The organism is Comamonas koreensis (assembly GCF_021026195.1).
Classification (GTDB): Bacteria; Pseudomonadota; Gammaproteobacteria; order Burkholderiales; family Burkholderiaceae_C; genus Comamonas; species Comamonas koreensis.
Genome location: NZ_JAJNCT010000005.1, coordinates 95469 through 113335, shown reverse-complemented (window position 1 = coordinate 113335; position 17867 = coordinate 95469). Strand labels below are relative to the sequence as shown.

Annotated in this window: 14 protein-coding genes and 4 tRNA genes; 12 read left to right on the top strand and 6 right to left on the bottom strand. The window is 62.0% G+C overall.

Going from position 1 to position 17867, the window contains the following annotated elements:
• Positions 1-108 precede the first annotated feature (108 nt).
• The 4 genes from LPW39_RS02685 to LPW39_RS02670 form a co-directional block, all read right to left on the bottom strand.
• A tRNA-Leu gene (locus LPW39_RS02685) sits at positions 109-193 on the bottom strand.
• Positions 194-365: 172 nt separating this feature from the next.
• Positions 366-450: transfer RNA gene (locus tag LPW39_RS02680), tRNA-Leu, on the bottom strand.
• A 341-nt stretch (positions 451-791) separates the two neighbouring features.
• Positions 792-876: transfer RNA gene (locus LPW39_RS02675), tRNA-Leu, on the bottom strand.
• Positions 877-991: 115 nt separating this feature from the next.
• A tRNA-Leu gene (locus tag LPW39_RS02670) sits at positions 992-1076 on the bottom strand.
• Between the two features lie 19 nt (positions 1077-1095).
• On the opposite strand from LPW39_RS02670, the gene rnr reads away from it, so the two are divergent.
• On the top strand, positions 1096-3405 hold the full coding sequence (gene rnr / locus LPW39_RS02665; protein ID WP_230771106.1) for a ribonuclease R: 2310 nt from the start codon (positions 1096-1098) through the stop codon (positions 3403-3405).
• A 93-nt stretch (positions 3406-3498) separates the two neighbouring features.
• Positions 3499-4257, top strand: coding sequence for an SDR family oxidoreductase (locus LPW39_RS02660; RefSeq protein ID WP_230771104.1), 759 nt, complete (start codon positions 3499-3501; stop codon positions 4255-4257).
• A gap of 13 nt (positions 4258-4270) precedes the next feature.
• On the opposite strand, the gene LPW39_RS02655 is transcribed toward LPW39_RS02660, so the two are convergent.
• A complete protein-coding gene (locus LPW39_RS02655; RefSeq protein ID WP_230771103.1) occupies positions 4271-5848 on the bottom strand; it encodes an NAD(P)H-hydrate dehydratase in 1578 nt (525 codons plus the stop codon).
• A 48-nt stretch (positions 5849-5896) separates the two neighbouring features.
• The gene (locus tag LPW39_RS02650; RefSeq protein WP_230771101.1) at positions 5897-7153 is read right to left on the bottom strand and encodes an NAD(P)/FAD-dependent oxidoreductase; all 1257 of its coding nucleotides are present in this window, start codon (positions 7151-7153) and stop codon (positions 5897-5899) included.
• 407 nt (positions 7154-7560) lie between these two features.
• Here LPW39_RS02650 and rpsB point away from each other — a divergent pair, with 407 nt between their 5' ends.
• The 10 genes from rpsB to LPW39_RS02600 all read left to right on the top strand — a co-directional run bounded on the left by rpsB (position 7561) and on the right by LPW39_RS02600 (position 17855).
• Positions 7561-8313, top strand: coding sequence for a 30S ribosomal protein S2 (gene rpsB, locus LPW39_RS02645; protein WP_133855603.1), 753 nt, complete (start codon positions 7561-7563; stop codon positions 8311-8313).
• Positions 8314-8427: 114 nt separating this feature from the next.
• Positions 8428-9318 carry a translation elongation factor Ts gene (tsf, locus tag LPW39_RS02640; protein WP_230771100.1) on the top strand — a complete coding sequence of 297 codons (891 nt, stop codon included), beginning with the start codon at positions 8428-8430 and terminating at the stop codon, positions 9316-9318.
• 80 nt (positions 9319-9398) lie between these two features.
• Complete coding sequence (pyrH, locus tag LPW39_RS02635) at positions 9399-10118, top strand: UMP kinase (protein ID WP_230771098.1); 720 nt, start codon at positions 9399-9401, stop codon at positions 10116-10118.
• A 49-nt stretch (positions 10119-10167) separates the two neighbouring features.
• Positions 10168-10728, top strand: coding sequence for a ribosome recycling factor (gene frr / locus LPW39_RS02630; protein WP_021026558.1), 561 nt, complete (start codon positions 10168-10170; stop codon positions 10726-10728).
• A gap of 27 nt (positions 10729-10755) precedes the next feature.
• A complete protein-coding gene (gene uppS, locus LPW39_RS02625) occupies positions 10756-11469 on the top strand; it encodes a polyprenyl diphosphate synthase (protein ID WP_230771097.1) in 714 nt (237 codons plus the stop codon).
• Positions 11470-11530: 61 nt separating this feature from the next.
• Positions 11531-12385 carry a phosphatidate cytidylyltransferase gene (locus LPW39_RS02620; protein WP_230771095.1) on the top strand — a complete coding sequence of 285 codons (855 nt, stop codon included), beginning with the start codon at positions 11531-11533 and terminating at the stop codon, positions 12383-12385.
• Between the two features lie 8 nt (positions 12386-12393).
• Positions 12394-13572 (top strand): 1-deoxy-D-xylulose-5-phosphate reductoisomerase, encoded by a 1179-nt coding sequence (gene ispC / locus LPW39_RS02615; protein ID WP_230771094.1) that lies wholly within the window; start codon positions 12394-12396, stop codon positions 13570-13572.
• A gap of 55 nt (positions 13573-13627) precedes the next feature.
• The gene (rseP, locus tag LPW39_RS02610; protein WP_230771092.1) at positions 13628-14989 is read left to right on the top strand and encodes an RIP metalloprotease RseP; all 1362 of its coding nucleotides are present in this window, start codon (positions 13628-13630) and stop codon (positions 14987-14989) included.
• A 104-nt stretch (positions 14990-15093) separates the two neighbouring features.
• Positions 15094-17334 carry an outer membrane protein assembly factor BamA gene (gene bamA, locus LPW39_RS02605; RefSeq protein WP_407928798.1) on the top strand — a complete coding sequence of 747 codons (2241 nt, stop codon included), beginning with the start codon at positions 15094-15096 and terminating at the stop codon, positions 17332-17334.
• Complete coding sequence (locus tag LPW39_RS02600) at positions 17334-17855, top strand: OmpH family outer membrane protein (RefSeq protein WP_021026564.1); 522 nt, start codon at positions 17334-17336, stop codon at positions 17853-17855. Before bamA ends, LPW39_RS02600 begins: the two co-directional genes overlap by 1 nt.
• Positions 17856-17867 lie beyond the last annotated feature (12 nt).

Genomic DNA, 17867 nt, shown 5'->3' with positions numbered 1-17867 from the left:
TTTGGGGGCAGGGGTGAGGGCGGAGCCCTGTGCGGGGCGAGGCCCAGCAGCCTGCTAGCGAGCAGACAACAAAAAAGCCATTGCACGTGGGTGCAATGGCTTGATGTTTGGTGCCCAGGAGAGGACTCGAACCTCCACGATGTTACTCGCTAGTACCTGAAACTAGTGCGTCTACCAATTCCGCCACCTGGGCTTTCAGGATGGTGCAATTATAGGGGTCGGTTGCAGGCGGTTTTAGAAAAAGTGCAAAATTTTTCTCAAAAAAGATAGCGTGAGAGTGTGGGTGGCTGAGCGCTGCCGAGTTTCAGCTCCGCTCCAAAGCGAAAAAGCTGCTGCACATCGTGTGTGCAGCAGCTTTTGCTGTTTGGTGCCCAGGAGAGGACTCGAACCTCCACGGAGTTACCCGCTAGTACCTGAAACTAGTGCGTCTACCAATTCCGCCACCTGGGCTTTCAGGGAAGCCGCAATTATAGGGTCGATTTTTGGCAGCTGTGGGACAAATGCGGAAAATTTTTCAGAGAGCCGGGTTGGCAGGATTTCTCAGTGCGGCTCATGCGGGTGATGAGGCCGGTTCCCATGGATCGCTTGGTGGCGCAGTGTCTTGCATAGGATGCCGGAGGGTAGGGCTTGCTGGGGTGTAGAGGGGTGATGGCCGATGGGCTGCGGTGGTGTGGCTGCACGCGCTGGGGGGTGTGCGAAGAGGGCTTGCGCACGTGGCCGGTGCTTGAGTGATGAACGTCCGTCGCGGGCAAAGAAAAAGCCGCTGCACAAAAAGTGCAACGGCTTATGTCTGGTGCCCAGGAGAGGACTCGAACCTCCACGATGTTACTCGCTAGTACCTGAAACTAGTGCGTCTACCAATTCCGCCACCTGGGCTGATGATGCAGGGCTATGCCCTTTATCGACTTTCCTAAAAAACCACTGTAGAACCAGCCCGCTAAGACTGATTTTTCACCGTTTTCACAAAACAAGTGATACTTGTCGTTAAACTTGGTGCCCAGGAGAGGACTCGAACCTCCACGGAGTTACCCGCTAGTACCTGAAACTAGTGCGTCTACCAATTCCGCCACCTGGGCATTTCAGGAAAGAATCAGATTGTATATCAAAAAAACGGCTTCCAAAACAGGAGCAGATAATTTGTCAGAAGAAATTGAAGGTGTAGTCCAAGGCCACCGTGAAGGCCACGGCTTTGTGATCCGGGATGACAACGAAAGCGACATCTACATCCCCGCCAATGAAATGCGCGCCGTACTGCACCGCGATCGGGTCCGTGCCCGCATCGTGCGCACCGACCGCCGGGGCCGTCCCGAAGGTCGTATTGTTGAAATCATCGAGCGCTCTGCGCAGCCCATCATCGGCCGCCTGCTGCAGGAAAGCGGCGTCTGGCTGGTGGCGCCTGAGGACAAGCGCTACGGCCAGGATGTGCTGATCCCCAATGGCGCCATCGGCGCTGCCAAGACCGGCCAGGTAGTGGTGGTCGAATTGACCGAGCCGCCGGCCTTGTTCGGCCAGCCGGTGGGCCGCGTGGTCGAGGTGCTCGGTGAGATCGACGATCCCGGCATGGAAATCGAAATCGCGGTGCGCAAATATGGCGTGCCCCATGAGTTCTCGGACGAGTGCCTGGCCTTGGCCAAGAAGCTGCCCGACAAAGTACGCCTGGCCGACCGCAAAGCCCGCATTGACCTCACCGATATCCCGCTGGTCACCATCGACGGTGAAGACGCGCGTGACTTTGACGATGCGGTGTACTGCGAACCGGCCAAGATCGGCCGCACCAAAGGCTGGCGTTTGCTGGTGGCGATTGCCGATGTGAGCCACTATGTGCAAAACGGCAATGCCATCGACGTCGACGCCTATGACCGTGCCACCAGCGTCTACTTTCCGCGCCGCGTGATCCCCATGCTGCCGGAGAAACTCTCCAACGGCCTGTGCTCGCTGAATCCGAATGTGGACCGCCTGTGCATGGTGGCCGATATGCTGGTCACCGCCGATGGTGAGCTGCAGGCCTACCAGTTTTACCCTGCCGTGATGCACAGCCATGCGCGCTTTACCTATACAGAGGTGGCGGCCATTCTGGCCAACACCCGGGGCCAGGAAGCGATCAAGCGCAAGGAGCGCGTGGCCGACCTGCTGAACCTGCACGATGTGTACAAGGCGCTGCTGTCGGCGCGGGGCCGCCGCGGCGCGGTGGATTTCGAGACCACCGAAACCCAGATCATCTGTGACGAGAATGGCCGCATCGAGAAAATCGTTCCGCGCACCCGTACCGAAGCCCACCGCCTGATTGAAGAAGCCATGCTGGCAGCCAATGTCTGCGCGGCGGATTTCATCCAGCAAAGCGGCCAGCCCGGGCTGTTCCGCGTGCACGAAGGCCCCACGCCCGAGAAGCAGGACATTCTGCGCGGCTACCTCAAGGCCATGGGTGTGGGGCTGTCGATCAGTGACGACCCGAGCCCGGCCGAGTTCCAGGCCATTGCCCAGGCCACCAAGGACCGGCCCGACGCCCAGCAGATCCACACCATGCTGCTGCGCTCGATGCAGCAGGCGATCTACACGCCGATCAACAGTGGCCACTTTGGCTTGGGCTACGAGGCCTATACCCACTTCACCAGCCCGATCCGCCGTTACCCCGATTTGCTGGTGCACCGCGTCATCAAGGCCGCGTTGCTGGGCAAGCGCTACCAGTTGCCGCTGCTGCCCACGCCGGGCGAGGCGGAGGCCAAGCTCGCCAAGCGCCTGGCCAGCCGCGTGGCGGCACCCAAGCAGAAGCTGCAGGCCGAGCGCGTGCAACGCGTGTCACGCGAAGTGCAGGCCTGGGAAGCGGCCGGCCTGCATTGCAGTGCCAATGAGCGGCGTGCCGATGAGGCCAGCCGCGATGTCGAGGCCTGGCTCAAGTGCAAGTACATGCGCGAGCACCTGGGCGAGGAATACAGCGGCATGGTGTCTGCGGTTACCTCGTTCGGCCTGTTTGTGACCTTGGACCAGCTCTATGTCGAGGGTCTGATCCATATCACCGAGCTGGGTGGCGATTACTTCCGCTTTGACGAAATGCGCCAGGAACTGCGTGGCGAGCGCACCGGCATCCGCTACACCATCGGCACCCGCCTGCAGATCCAGGTCAGCCGCGTGGATCTGGATGCGCGCAAGATCGACTTCCGCCTGGTGCGCGAGGGTGAGGATGCGGCCCGTGCCCCGGCCTCCAACGCCCGTGCGGCAAACAAGGTGGCATCGTCGCCCTCCAGCCGCCAGCGCGAAGGCCGCGATGAGGCCTATGACGCGCAACGCGCCAGCCTCAAGCGCAAGGCCAAGGGTGCCACGCACGGTGCCGGCAAACCGCGTGGCAATGACCGAGGTGCTGGCGCCAGCAAACAACCGGGACAGAAGACCCCGCGCAAACGCCGCTGATCTGCTGTGAATTCACTATGATCCAAGCCAGGCCATCCCAGCGATGGCCTGGCTTTTTTGTTCACAGAGCTGAATACTTTCCAAGGAGTACGGATGACCGAGAAGACGCGCAAGATTGCAGTGGTGACCGGTGCGGGCACCGGGATTGGCCGCGCAGCGGCGCTGGCATTGATGAAGGATGGCTGGTCCGTCGTGCTGGCGGGCCGCCGCGAGCAGCCCTTGCAGGAAGTGGCCAGCCATGCCGCAGATGCAGGCCAGGCCTTGGTGGTGCCCACCGATGTGGCAGACCCGGTGGCGGTCAAGGCCTTGTTCGATGCGGCCGTGGCCCGGTTTGGCCGCGTGGACATGCTGTTCAACAACGCCGGACGCGGCGCGCCTGCGGTGCCGATCGATGAGCTGCCGGTCGAGACCTGGCAGGATGTCGTCAATGTCAACCTCAATGGCATGTTCTATTGCCTGCAGCAGGCCTTCCGCGTGATGCGGCAGCAGTCGCCGATGGGCGGCCGCATCATCAACAATGGCTCGATCTCGGCCCATGCACCCCGGCCCATGTCGATTGCCTACACTGCCACCAAGCATGCGGTGATGGGCCTGACCAAGACTGCCGCGCTCGATGGCCGCAAGTGGAATATCGCCGTGGGCCAGATCGATGTGGGCAATGCCGGCACCGAGCTGGCGATGCGCATGACCCAGGGCGTCATGCAGGCGCATGGCGAGATTGCACCCGAACCGCTGATGGATGTGGATGTTGTGGGCCAGTCGGTGCTCTACATGGCCAATCTGCCGCTGGAATGCAATGTGCTGTTCCACACGGTGATGGCCACCAAGATGCCGTTTGTGGGGCGCGGCTAAGGCTGATTAATGGCTAGCCGGGCCGTTGCAGGCTGCGGGCCAGCCGCGATGCCGTCAGCATTCGCTGCGGCGGCCAGGTATCGGCTGCATGGCCATGCAGCCAGACGGCGTTGAGCAGTGGTTGCCAGGCCTGCGCCCAGCCGCTGCCTGGCGGTAAAGCAGCCAAGTGTGCACCGATGCAGCCGGCCAGCACATCGCCGGTGCCGCCAATCGACAGGCGGGCATTGCCGCTGTGGTTGATCGCATAGCGCCCATCCGGCGCTGCCACTACCGAGCCGCTGCCCTTGAGCACCACCAGGCACTGCCATTGCTGTGCCGCCTGGCGTGCAGCACCAATGCGGTCGCGCTGAACCTGTTCGGTGCTGCTGTCCAGCAGGCGGGCCAGTTCCAACGGATGGGGTGTGAGTACCGTGGGCCCGGTTGCATGGGCTTGGGCTGCCCTTTGCAGCAGTGCCTGTTGCAGTGCCGGTTGGGCGGCCATGGCGTTGAGCGCATCGGCATCCAGCACCAGGCTGCCTGCATGCTGCAAGGCCTGGGGAATGACCCCCGCCACCAGGCCGCCGCCACCGCAGCCGCACACCAGGCTGCCGCGCAAGCCGGGTATGACCTCCAGCGACCGGAGCATGATGTCCGCCGCAATGCCGGCGGGCCTGGGGGATGCAGGGTTGCTGCCCAGCAAATGCAGCATGACCCTGCCAGCGCCCGCATGCAGCGCCGCGCTGGCGGCCAGCATGGCGGCGCCTTCCATGCCCTGGCCATCGTGGCTGGCGCTTTGGCCGCCGATCACCGCGACATCGCCAAACAGGCCTTTGTGGCTGTTGTGGCTGGTCGAAGGGTTTTGGGCCTGGGTGACCAACTGGCCTGTGTTTGAGGCGGTATCGATGTCGGCAACGGGGATCTGGTCGCAGCGCCAAACCGGGTTCTGCGCCAACAGCGGTGCCAGCCAGACCTCGCCCGCCCAGTCGCGCCCCTGCAAGGTGAACAGCCCCGGCTTGAGTGCCAGCATGCTGAGTGTGAGGCGGCGTCCTCGTGGTGCTTGCGGCACCAGCGGTGCCAGCCAGGGCAGCCAGGCGCCGGTATCGGCCAGCAGGCCCGAGGGGGTGTCGATGCACAGCACATCGCGATCGGTGTCCAACAGGCGCTGCAGCCAGCCCAGAACGGGGCCTTCGGTTGGGTTGCTGCGGTCGGCACGCAGGCCAATACCCCAGATCGCATCGATGGCCAGGTCGAAATGCGCGGGTGGCTGGCCGCTGATGGCCAGGCCTGCTGCCTGGGCGCGTTGCAGTGCATGGGCGGCATCGGTGGGCAGGGCTTTGCTGGCGGTGGGTTGCAGGCTGATGTGCACGGTCTTGCCGGCGGCCTGCAGATGGATGGCAGCCTCGAGGCCATCGCCGCCGTTGTTGCCGGCGCCGCAGGCTACCCAGATGTGCCGGGCATGCGGCGCGATTGCCAAGGCCAGGCGCGCCGTGGCTTCGCCGGCGCGGGCCATCAGGCTGTAGTGGGGCAGGGCGTTGGCCAGTGTTTGCTCGCGTGCGCGAACCTGGTCACTGGAGAGTAAGGCGGGGTAGGGCAGTGCGGCGGTGGCAGGCATGGCGCTATCGTAGCGCAGGCCCTGGCTGCGGGCCGCTCGCCGAAGCGCTCAGCGCAGGCGCTGCAGGTCCAGGGCTTCGGGGGCGGTGGTGGTGCTCTGGCCCATGATCAGCTGGCGCACATGGTGGGCGCAGCCCATCGACAAGCCCCAGCCAAAGCCGCCGTGTGCGGTATTGAGCCAAACGCCCGGGATGCCGGAGGCGCCTGCCACCGGCAGGCCATCGGGAACGGTCAGGCGCGCGCCCCGCCACATCTGCAATATGGATTGGCTGGGCTGGATGCAGCCCGGGAACCATTCCAGCAGCACGCTGATGAGCGCATGGCGGGCGTCTTCGCTGCGCTCGGGGCTGTCGGGGTAGCCCAGTTCGGCGCCCCCGCTGATGCGCAGGCGTGAACCCTGGCGGGTCAGGATCATGTTGTTTTCCAGATCGATGACCGCGCGGCGCGGTGCCAGGGACTCTTCACTGATCTGGATGCTGGCGCTGTAGCTATGGATAGGGGCACTGGGCAGCTGCACATGGTGCGGGCGCAGCAGCTGGTTGGTGTGGGTGCCGGCGCAGAGTACTACGGCATCGAAATCCTGCGTGCCACTGGCCAGTTGCAGGCGCACGCCATGGTCTGCACTCTGGATGCCGCTGACGGCCTGCTGGGTATGGAGCTTCAGCCCATGTGTTTGCAGCGCCTGCAGCAGGCCTTGCGAGAACAGCCGCCCATTGCCTGACCAGGCCTCGGGCAGGTGCAGCGCGCCGGCAATCTGTATCTCGGTGGCCAGGCCGGGCTCGATGGCGCGGGTTTCTGCTTCGTTGCAGCGCTGGTAATCAATATGCGCGGCCGACAGGCGCCGGGTCAGCTCGTAAAGTGCGGCGGCGCTGGGCTCCTTGCGCAGCGGCAGCAACAGGCCCTGGCTGAACTGGCCATTGATGTCCAGAATCTCCTGCACATGCTGCATGCGCTGCATGGCCAGCAGCTCCAGCGATTGCAGCGCGGGCAGGGTTTCGCTGTCGCGCAGCTTCTTGGCCACCGCTCGCTGGCGGCGCGCCCAGCGGCGCGGAGAGGAGAGAACGCCGCCCTGGATCTGCAGTTCGGAGAAAGCCGGGCGCGTCATGCCAAGCTGCAGCGCATGTTGGAACGCGGTGGCGCCCCAGGGGTTGATGGCGCAGGGCCACATCAGCCCGGAAGGGGCAAAACTGGCTTCCTCGCCTGCTGCTCGGTGCTGTTCGAAAACACTGACCTCGTTGCCGGCCTCCATCAGCTCGAAGGCGGTTGCTATACCTGCAATGCCTGCTCCAACGATCGCAATCTTCATAACAACAAAAACAGGGGGCCGTTCATAGAGTGGGGCACGGCACATGCAAGCATTTGCACAAGCCGTGCGTTCGAGTGCCAGATTGTGCCTAGTTTTTTGCGATGCCCGTTGTAAGGGGCGCCACAGTGGCTCAAAAAACGCAAGCAATCGTCAAGCTTAGAACCGACGGCTTACGTCCCGCTTGCACCGGTGGGCAGGCCAGCGACTTGCCGCCAGGGGCCGGGTGACTTCGTTGCGCCCGCTCCAGACTATGTTAGAATCCTAGGGTTTTGCCGAGTGTGGCCTGCCACATCGGTTCAAAACGAAATCGCAAACCTGCCTACCTAAGGTGTTGCGGCATGCGGCGCATAGGCGCCGCAGCCGTGATAGTTGGGCAGAATTTTAGACCTAACCTTCGGAGAAGATATATGTCCGTTACGATGCGCGAGATGCTGGAAGCCGGCGTCCACTTTGGCCACCAAACCCGTTTCTGGAACCCCAAGATGGGCCAGTACATTTTCGGTAGCCGCAACAAGATTCACATCATCAACCTGGAAAAGACCCTGCCTCTGTTCCAGGACGCACAAAAGTTCATCAAGCAGCTGTCGGCCAACCGTGGCACCATCCTGATGGTGGGCACCAAGCGCCAAGCGCGCGAAATCCTGGCTACCGAAGCACAACGTGCTGGCGTGCCTTACGTCGACCAACGCTGGTTGGGCGGCATGCTGACCAACTTCAAGACCGTCAAGACCTCGATCAAGCGTCTGAAGGACATGAAGGCGCAGCAAGAAGCGGGTCTGGAGTCGATGAGCAAGAAAGAGCAACTGATGTTTGCTCGTGAGCTGGAAAAGCTGGAAAAGGACATCGGCGGCATTCAAGACATGAACGCTCTGCCTGACGCCATTTTCGTGATCGACGTGGGCTACCACAAGATTGCTATCGCTGAAGCCAAGAAGCTGGGCATTCCTCTGATCGGCGTGGTTGATACCAACCACAACCCAGAAGGTATCGACTACGTGATCCCTGGTAACGATGACTCGGCCAAGGCTGTTGAGCTGTATGCTCGCGGTATCGCCGACGCCATCCTGGAAGGCCGTGCCAACGCCGTGAACGAAGTGGTCAAGGCTGCTTCCGGCGAAGAAGGCGACGAGTTTGTGGAAGTGGAAAACACCGCTGCTTAATCCACAGGGCTGCCCATTGGGCCGCGAATGAAAAGCGGGGCTCCACATTAGCCCCGTTTTTTTTACCTACGTTTCCACAATCACCCCAACTGAACTGAATACGGAGAGAGAAAAATGGCAATTACCGCAAGCATGGTGGCAGAACTGCGCGCTAAGACCGACGCGCCCATGATGGAATGCAAGAAGGCTCTGACCGAGGCTGATGGCGACATGGCCAAGGCTGAAGAGCTGCTGCGCGTCAAGCTGGGCACCAAGGCCGGCAAGGCAGCATCGCGTATTGCCGCTGAAGGCGTGATCGCCGCTGTTGTTGAAGGCAACAACGGCGCGATCATCGAAGTCAACAGCGAAACCGACTTCGTCTCCAAGAACGACAGCTTCATCGCTCTGGCCAATGCAGCGGCCAAGCTGGTGTCCGAAAAGAACCCTGCCGACGTGGCAGCCCTGAGCGCTCTGGCTTACGAGCAAGACGGCTTTGGCCCCACCCTGGAAGACGTGCGCAAGGGCCTGGTTGGCAAGATCGGTGAGAACATGTCGTTCCGCCGCTTCAAGCGCTTCGAAGGCACCAACCTGGCACTGTACCTGCACGGCACCCGCATCGGCGTGGTGGTGGAGTTCGAAGGCGACGCGCAAGCTGCCAAGGACGTGGCAATGCACGTGGCTGCGATGAAGCCCGTGGCGCTGACCAGCGCTGACGTGCCTGCCGAGCTGATCGAAAAGGAACGCACCGTTGCTGCAGCCAAGGCTGAAGAGTCGGGCAAGCCTGCTGACATCGCTGCCAAGATGGTGGACGGCGCTGTGCAGAAGTACCTCAAGGAAGTCTCGCTGTTCAACCAGGTCTTCGTGAAGGCCGCTGACGGCAAGCAGACCGTTGAGCAAATGCTCAAGGCCGCCAACACCTCGATCAAGGGCTTTACGCTCTACGTGGTGGGTGAGGGCATTGAGAAGAAGGTGGATGACTTCGCTGCCGAGGTCGCCGCGCAGGTTGCGGCCGCCAAGGGCCAGTAATCATCCTGACAAAGGGGCTACGGCCCCTTTGTTTCACCTATCGTTTTTTCACCCATCCCCCACACCTGGAGCTCCCCACCATGTCCCAAAGCCCTGCCCACAAGCGCATTCTTCTCAAACTCTCCGGTGAAGCTCTGATGGGGGATGATGCTTTCGGCATCAACCGCGCAACCATTGTGCGGATGGTCGAGGAGATTGCCGAGGTGACGCGGCTGGGCGTGGAAGTCGCTGTCGTGATCGGCGGCGGCAATATTTTCCGTGGTGTGGCTGGCGGCTCGGTCGGCATGGACCGTGCCACTGCCGATTACATGGGTATGCTCGCGACGGTGATGAATGCGCTGGCGCTGGCCGATGCGATGGACAAGCAGGGCCTGACCGCCCGCGTGATGTCGGCCATCGGTATCGAGCAGGTGGTGGAGCCCTATGTGCGCCCCAAGGCGCTGCAGTACCTCGAAGAGGGCAAGGTCGTGGTGTTTGCCGCTGGTACTGGCAACCCCTTCTTCACCACCGATACCGCAGCGGCGCTGCGCGGCGCTGAAATTGGCGCAGAATTGGTGCTCAAGGCTACCAAGGTCGATGGCGTCTACACGGCCGATCCGATGAAGGATCCCAATGCCACGCTCTACACCAAGCTGAGTTTTGACGAGGCCATGAACCGCAACCTGGGCATCATGGATGCCACGGCCTTTGCCCTGTGCCGCGATCAGAAACTGCCTATCCGTGTATTCTCGATCATCAAGAGCGGCGCGCTCAAGCGCGTGGTGATGGGCGAAGAAGAGGGCACGCTGGTGTACGCCTGATCGGCAGCTGGCGTGTGCAAGTGCAGAATGTGGTAGTTAGGAGTTGACAATGACAGTCGCAGAAATCAAGAAGAATCTCGAAGGCAAGATGGACCAATCGATTGCCGCGTTCAAGAACAACCTGACCAAGATCCGCACCGGCCGCGCCAATCCCGCGCTGCTGGACACCATCCAGGTTGATTACTACGGCTCGATGATGCCGCTGTCGCAGGTGGCCAATGTGGCCTTGATCGACAGCCGCACCATCAGCGTGACGCCTTGGGAAAAGGCCATGGCCGCCAAGGTGGAAAAGGCCATCCGCGAAAGCGACCTGGGCCTGAACCCCGCGTCCATGGGCGACCTGATCCGCGTGCCCATGCCTCCGATGAGCGAAGAGCGCCGCAAGGAGATGACCAAGCTGGTCAAGGCCGAAGGCGAGAACGCCAAGATCGCCATCCGCAACCTGCGCCGCGATGCCAACGAAGGCGTCAAGAAGCTGGTCAAGGACAAGGAAGCATCGGAAGACGACCAAAAGCGCTCCGAAGCCGAGGTGCAGAAGATCACCGACAAGCACATCCAGCTGATCGACCAGCTGGTGGTCGAAAAAGAAAAAGACATCATGGCGGTCTGATCCAGATCTGGATCTGCTTTTCCGCGCATGACTGCTGCTGTATTACCGCACCACATTGCCATTGTGATGGATGGCAATGGCCGGTGGGCCAAACGCCGTTTTCTGCCTCGCCTAGCGGGCCACAAGCAAGGCGTGGACTCGCTGCGCCGCTGCGCGAAGGCCTGTGCCGAGCGCGGCGTCAAGGTGCTGACTGTGTTTGCCTTTTCTTCCGAGAACTGGAACCGGCCCACCGACGAGGTCGATGGCCTGATGAACCTGTTGGCCGGCGCGCTGGCCAAGGAAGTGCCATCGCTGGCCCGGGACGGCATCCGCCTGTTCTTTGTCGGCGACCGGGCCTCCCTGTCTGCCAAGGTGCAAGCGGGCCTGGCGCAAGCCGAGCAGGCCACCGCCCACAATGACCGCATGGTGCTCAACGTCTGCTTCAACTATGGCGGCCGCTGGGATATTGCCCAGGCGGCAGCCAAGCTGGCGGCAGCGGGCCAGGCTATCACCGAAGTGGCGCTCAACGATGCGATGGCGCTGGCCCATGTGCCAGATCCCGATCTGCTGATCCGAACCGGCGGCGAGATGCGCATTAGCAATTTTCTGCTGTGGCAATCGGCCTATTCGGAGCTGTATTTCAGTGACAAGTGGTGGCCTGATTTTGACGAGCAGGCCCTGGACGAAGCGATTGGCGAATTCCAGCGGCGTGAGCGCCGCTTTGGCAAGACCTCCGAGCAGCTGGTTCAATCCCCCTCGTAGTGCGCCTACCTGCTGATGTCTGGCACCCCAGGCATCAGTTTTCTTTTTTCAGGAGATCAATTTGCTCAAACAACGCATCATCACGGCCATTGTTCTCCTGCTGATCCTGGTGCCCGCGATTGCTGCGGGCAATCCCGTTCCGTTTGCGGCGCTGATGCTGTTGGCCGTGGTCGCCGCTGCCTGGGAGTGGGGGCGCCTGAACGGTCTGCAAGGCATGGCCGCCTATGGCTTGGGTGCCGTGGCACTGCTGCTGTGCGGCGCCGCCTGGGCACTGGGCTGGACCCAGGCCGCCCTGCCGGCCGTGTGGCTGGTGGCCGGCGCCGCCTGGGTGCTGCTGGCGGCCTTTCTGCTCAAGGGCGGTGTGCCTGGCTGGGCGCCTATCCCCCGCGCGCTGCGCCTGGTGGTGGGCGTGCTGGCACTGTGGGTGGCCTGGCTGGCCATCGCGCAGGCCAAGTGGATCGGCGTCAACTTCCTGCTGTCGCTGTTTGCGCTGGTGTGGATGGCCGACATCGGTGCCTATTTTGCAGGCCGCCAGTTCGGTCTGCGTTTTACCAAGAATAAGCTGGCGCCCGCCATCAGCCCTGGCAAAAGCTGGGAAGGGGTTTGGGGCGGCGCGCTGGGCGTGTTGCTGATGGCCCTGGTGTGGAGCTGGGCGGACCGCCATTTTGGCGCGCAGGTGCCCAGCTTCTACAGCCGGCTCTGGGATTTCTCGCCGTGGCTGATGGCGCTGTCCTGCGTGTTTCTGGCCGGCATGAGCGTAGCTGGCGACCTGGTGGAATCTCTGGTCAAGCGCAGCGCCGGCATGAAGGACAGCAGCAACCTGCTGCCAGGCCATGGCGGCGTGCTCGACCGCATCGATGCCATCTTGCCGACCGTGCCGCTGGCGCTGATGCTGTTGCAATTTTTGGATAAGTGAACCTCGCGATGACCATGCAAGTTACCGTGCTCGGATCGACGGGCTCAATTGGAACCAATACGTTGGATGTGGTGGCGCGCCACCCCGATCTGTACCGCGTCTTTGCGCTGAGCGCGCATTCGCGCGTGGACCTGATGCTCGCGCAATGCCTGCAGTTCCAGCCGCGCTATGCGGTGATGACCAGTGCCACGGCCGCCTCGGCATTGCGTGAAGGCCTGCGGGCCGCTGGCAGCCGGGTCGAAGTGCTGGAAGGTGAGGCAGCGCTGGAGATGGTGGCCTCCCACAGCGATGTGCATGCGGTGATGGCGGCCATTGTGGGCGCGGCAGGCCTGCGCCCTGCGATGGCTGCGGCCAAGGCCGGCAAGCGCCTGATGCTGGCCAACAAGGAAGCCCTGGTTGTCGGCGGTCAGCTCTTCATGGATGCAGTTGCCGATGGTGGCGCAACCCTGCTGCCCATCGACAGCGAGCACTCGGCCATCTTCCAGTGCCTGCCGGAAGACCCTGCGGTCTGGCCCCAGCGGGTGGACCACATCATCCTCACGGCATCGGGCGGCCCGTTCCGCACCCGCGAGCCATCGAGCCTGCGCGATGTGACGCCGCAGCAAGCCTGCAACCACCCCAATTTTGCAATGGGCCGCAAGATCTCGATCGACTCGGCCACGATGATGAACAAGGCGCTTGAGGTCATCGAGGCGCGCTGGCTGTTCAACCTGCAGCCCGATCAGATCAAGGTGGTGATCCATCCGCAGCAGATCGTGCATTCGATGGTGCAGTTCCGCGATGCCTCGGTGCTGGCCCAGCTGGGTACGCCCGATATGCGCGTGCCGATCGCCTGTGGCCTGGCCTGGCCCGAGCGTGTGGCCAGCGGTGCTGCGCCGCTGGATTTCGTCAAGCTGTCAGCGCTGACCTTTGAAGAGGCCGATGCACAGCGCTTTCCAGGCCTGCACCTGTCCTGGCAGGCGCTGCGGGCGCCCCATGGCACGACCACCGTGCTCAATGCCGCCAATGAGGTGGCCGTGGCCGCCTTTCTGGATGGCCGCATGCGCTTTGACCAGATCTACCAGGTCAATGCGCAGGCGCTGGAAGGCGTGCAGCCGCAGGCGCCGGACAGCATCGATGCGCTGCTGGCGCTCGACGCCGAGGTGCGCGCCTATACCGAAGGCCTTATTTCGGAGCTGGCCGTTTGACAGGGCTATTGTCCGGCTCAGTAGAATCGCTTTTTTCATAGCAAGGGCTTGAGCAATGTTGACCGTTGTTGCATTTGTCGTTGCGCTGGCCGTTTTGATCGCCGTGCACGAATATGGCCACTACCGCGTGGCGGTGGCTTGCGGCGTGAAAGTGCTGCGTTTCTCCCTGGGGTTTGGCCGCCCCTTGCTGCGCTGGAAGAAAAAGGGCGCAGACACCGAATTTGTCATCAGCGCCATTCCGCTGGGCGGCTATGTGCGCATGCTCGATGAGCGCGAGGCTCCGGTTCCCGCGCATGAGCGCCATCTGGCCTTCAATGTGCAGCCGCTGCGTTCGCGTGCCGCCATCGTGGCCGCCGGCCCGCTCGCCAACCTGCTGCTGGCCGTGCTGCTCTACGCCTGTGTGAACTGGGTGGGCGTGCGCGAGCCCGCTGCCATCATCGGTACGCCACCCGCTGCAAGTCTGCTGGCCCAGGCGGGCATGCAAGGCGGGGAAGAGATTGTGTCCATGGGTTTCCCGGATGCGGATCCTGAAGCTGTGCGCTCACTGGACGATCTGCGCTGGTTCGTGGCGCAGGCTGCACTGGGCGGCAAGGATGTGGTGCTCAGCGCGCGCCCAGGTGCTGGCGCCGCTGAGCGCAGCTACCGCTTGCCGCTGTCCAGCATCGATGCCCGCGAGGCCGATGCCAAGCTGGTCGAAAAGATTGGTCTGACCCACCCTTGGTCGGATGCCGTGCTTGGCGACTTTGAGGCCGGCAGTGCAGCCGCACAATCGGCGCTGCGTAGCGGTGACAAGGTGCTGTCCATCAATGGCGTGCGCGTGGGCGATGGCGGCGAGCTGCGCCGCATGATTCGCGCATCGGGTGAGCAGGGCGTGCCTGCCTTGCAGGACTGGCTGGTGTCGCGCAATGGCGCGCAACTGCATGTGCCGGTGCAGCTGACGCAGAGCGAGGACAAGGGCAGCAAGATCGGCCGCCTGGGTGCCTTTATCGGCGCGCCGCCTGCGATGGTGGATGTGCGCTACGGCCTCTGGGAAGGTTTTGCCCGGGGTGTGCAAAAGACCTGGGAGGTCTCGGCGCTGACGGTCAAGATGATGGCCAAGATGGTCATCGGCCAGGCCTCGCTGCAGAACATCAGCGGACCGCTGACGATCGCCGAATACGCAGGCAAGTCCGCCGAGGTTGGCATCACCCAATACCTGGCCTTTTTGGCCCTGATCAGCGTCAGTCTGGGCGTGCTCAATCTGCTGCCGCTGCCGGTGCTCGATGGCGGTCACCTGATGTATTATCTTTGGGAGGCTGTCACTGGCAAGCCACCCACCCTGCAATGGATGGAGCGCTTGCAAAAAGGCGGTATAGCCGTTTTGCTGCTCATGATGTGCATTGCGTTCTTTAACGATTTGTCTCGGCTCTTGGGCTGACTTTCTTGCCCCTGCTGCATAATGAGCGGCTCTGGTTGCTATCACAAATGACATATTCCATCCCTTCTTCGCTTCTTCGCAAGACCACGGCTGCAGCTGCGTTGATGCTGCTTGCCAAGCTGTCGTGGGCTTTGGACCCATTCACCATCCAGGACATCCGTGTTGAAGGCCTGCAGCGCGTAGAGCCCGGCACCATCTTTGCCTCCATGCCGCTGCATGTGGGCGACGACTACAACGACGAAAAGGGCTCGGCAGCCATTCGCTCTTTGTTCGCGCTGGGCCTGTTCAAGGACGTACGCCTGGAGGCCAATGGCAATGTGCTGGTCGTCGTCGTGGAAGAGCGTCCCACCATCGCCAATGTCGACTTCCTGGGAACCAAGGAATTCGACAAGGACGCGATGAAGAAGGCCATGCGTGATGTGGGCCTGACCGAAGGCCGCCCTTATGACAAGGCACTGACCGACCGCGCCGAGCAGGAGCTCAAGCGCCAGTACATCAACAAGAGCCTGTATGCCGCCGAAGTGGTGACCACGGTCACGCCCATCGAGCGCAACCGCGTGAACCTGACCTTCACCGTCACCGAAGGTGATGCGGCCAAGATCAAGGAAATCCACATCTCCGGCAACAAGGACTTCAAGGAATCGACCTTGACCGACCTGTTCGACCAGGACACCGGCGGCTGGCTCAGCTGGTACACCAAGAGCGACCGCTACTCCAGCTCCAAGTTCAACGCCGATCTGGAAACGCTCAAGTCCTACTACCTCTCGCGTGGCTACCTGGAGTTCCGCATTGATTCGACCGAAGTGTCGATCTCGCCGGACAAGGAGCGCATCTCCATCAATCTGCAGATCCACGAAGGCCCCAAGTACGTGGTCTCGGGCATCAAGCTCGAAGGCAACTACCTGGAGCGTGAGGACGAGTTCAAGTCGCTGATCTCGATCAAGCCCGGTGAGCCCTACAACGCCGACCGCGTGACCGAAACCACCAAGCGCTTTACCGACCACTTTGGCAGCTTTGGCTATGCGTTCTCGCGCGTCGAAGCGGTGCCCGAGATCGACCGCGAAAACAACCGCGTCGATCTGGTGCTGAAGGCTGAACCATCGCGCCGCGCCTATGTGCGCCGCGTGAACGTGGCCGGCAACAACCGCACCCGTGACGAAGTGGTGCGCCGCGAAGTGCGCCAGTACGAAGCCTCCTGGTACGACTCGGACAAGATCAAGCTCTCGCGTGACCGCGTTGACCGTCTGGGCTTCTTCAACGATGTTGCGATCGACACGCAAGAAGTGCCCGGCGCGCCTGACCAGGTCGACGTCAACGTGACCGTGCAGGAAAAACCCACCGGTTCGCTGCAGCTGGGTGCCGGTTACTCCAGCGCTGAAAAAGTCTCGCTGACCTTCGGTATCAAGCAAGAGAACGTCTTTGGCTCAGGCAACTACCTGGGTATCGACGTCAACACCAGCAAGTACCACCGCACCCTGGTGGTGAGCACGACCGACCCGTACTTCACGCCGGACGGTATCTCGCGCACCTATGACATGTACTACCGTACTGACCGTCCCTATGACGAGCAGGGCGGCAACTACCAGATCATCACCACCGGTGCCAGCGTGCGCTTTGGTATTCCGTTCAGCGAGCTCGATACCATCTATGTGGGCGGCGGCTTGGAAAACACCCGCATCAAGCTGGGCACCAACATGCCCGCAGCCTACCTGGACTACGCCACCCGCTACGGTGACACGAGCCTGAACTTCCCGCTGACCCTGGGCTGGTCGCGCGACAGCCGCGACAGCGCGCTCGCGCCCAATTCGGGCCGCTTCCAGAAGCTGAATTCCGAGTGGTCGCTGTTCGGTGATGCCCGCTACCTCAAGGGCAACTACCAGATCCAGCAGTACCTGCCTCTGAACAAGCGGTACACCATTGCGCTCAACGGTGAGGCAGGTTGGGGCAAGGGCATGGGAGGCAGGGCCTTCCCTGTTTTCAAGAACTACTTCTCGGGTGGTCTGGGCTCGGTGCGTGGCTTTGAGCAAAATACCCTCGGTCCCCGCGACGTGACCGGTGCTACCCTGGGTGGTGCGAAAAAGGTCACGCTCAATGCGGAGTTCATCGGCCCGATGCCAGGTACCGGCAATGACCGCACCTTCCGCTGGTTCGCATTTGTGGATGCGGGCAATGTCTGGGGTGATGAGCAGGATTTGAAACTGAATGAAATGCGTGCGTCTGCAGGTATCGGGTTGAGCTGGATTTCCCCACTGGGACCGCTGCGTTTGGCTTATGCTCAGCCAGTTCGCAAATTCGCAGGCGATAAAATCCAGAAATTGCAATTCCAAATCGGAACATCTTTCTAATGAAAACCGTATCTCGTTCTTTCCCATTGCTGGTGTTGGCAGCAGCGCTGTCTTTTGGTGCTGCGGCGCAGGCCCAAGAGTTCAAGGCAGGGTTCGTCAATACAGATCGCATCTTCCGCGAAGCCAATGCTGCCAAGGCAGCGCAAACCAAGCTGGAGGCCGAATTCTCCAAGCGTGAAAAAGACCTGCTGGACCAGGGCAACGCCCTGAAGACCGCTGGCGAGAAGTTCGAGCGCGACGCGCCTACGCTGTCCGAAAGCCAGCGTGTGACGCGCCAGCGCCAACTGGTGGACCAGGACCGTGAATTCCAGCGCAAGCGCCGCGAATTCCAGGAAGACCTCAGCGCCCGCAAGAGCGAAGAGCTGTCCCAGGTGCTCGAGCGCGCCAACAAGGTCGTCAAGCAAGTGGCCGAGCAGGAAAAGTACGATGTGGTGCTGCAAGAAGCGGTCTACATCAACCCCAAGTTCGACATCACCGAAAAGGTTCTGAAGGCCCTGAACGCTTCTGCCCCTGCCAAGTAAGACAGAGGTACG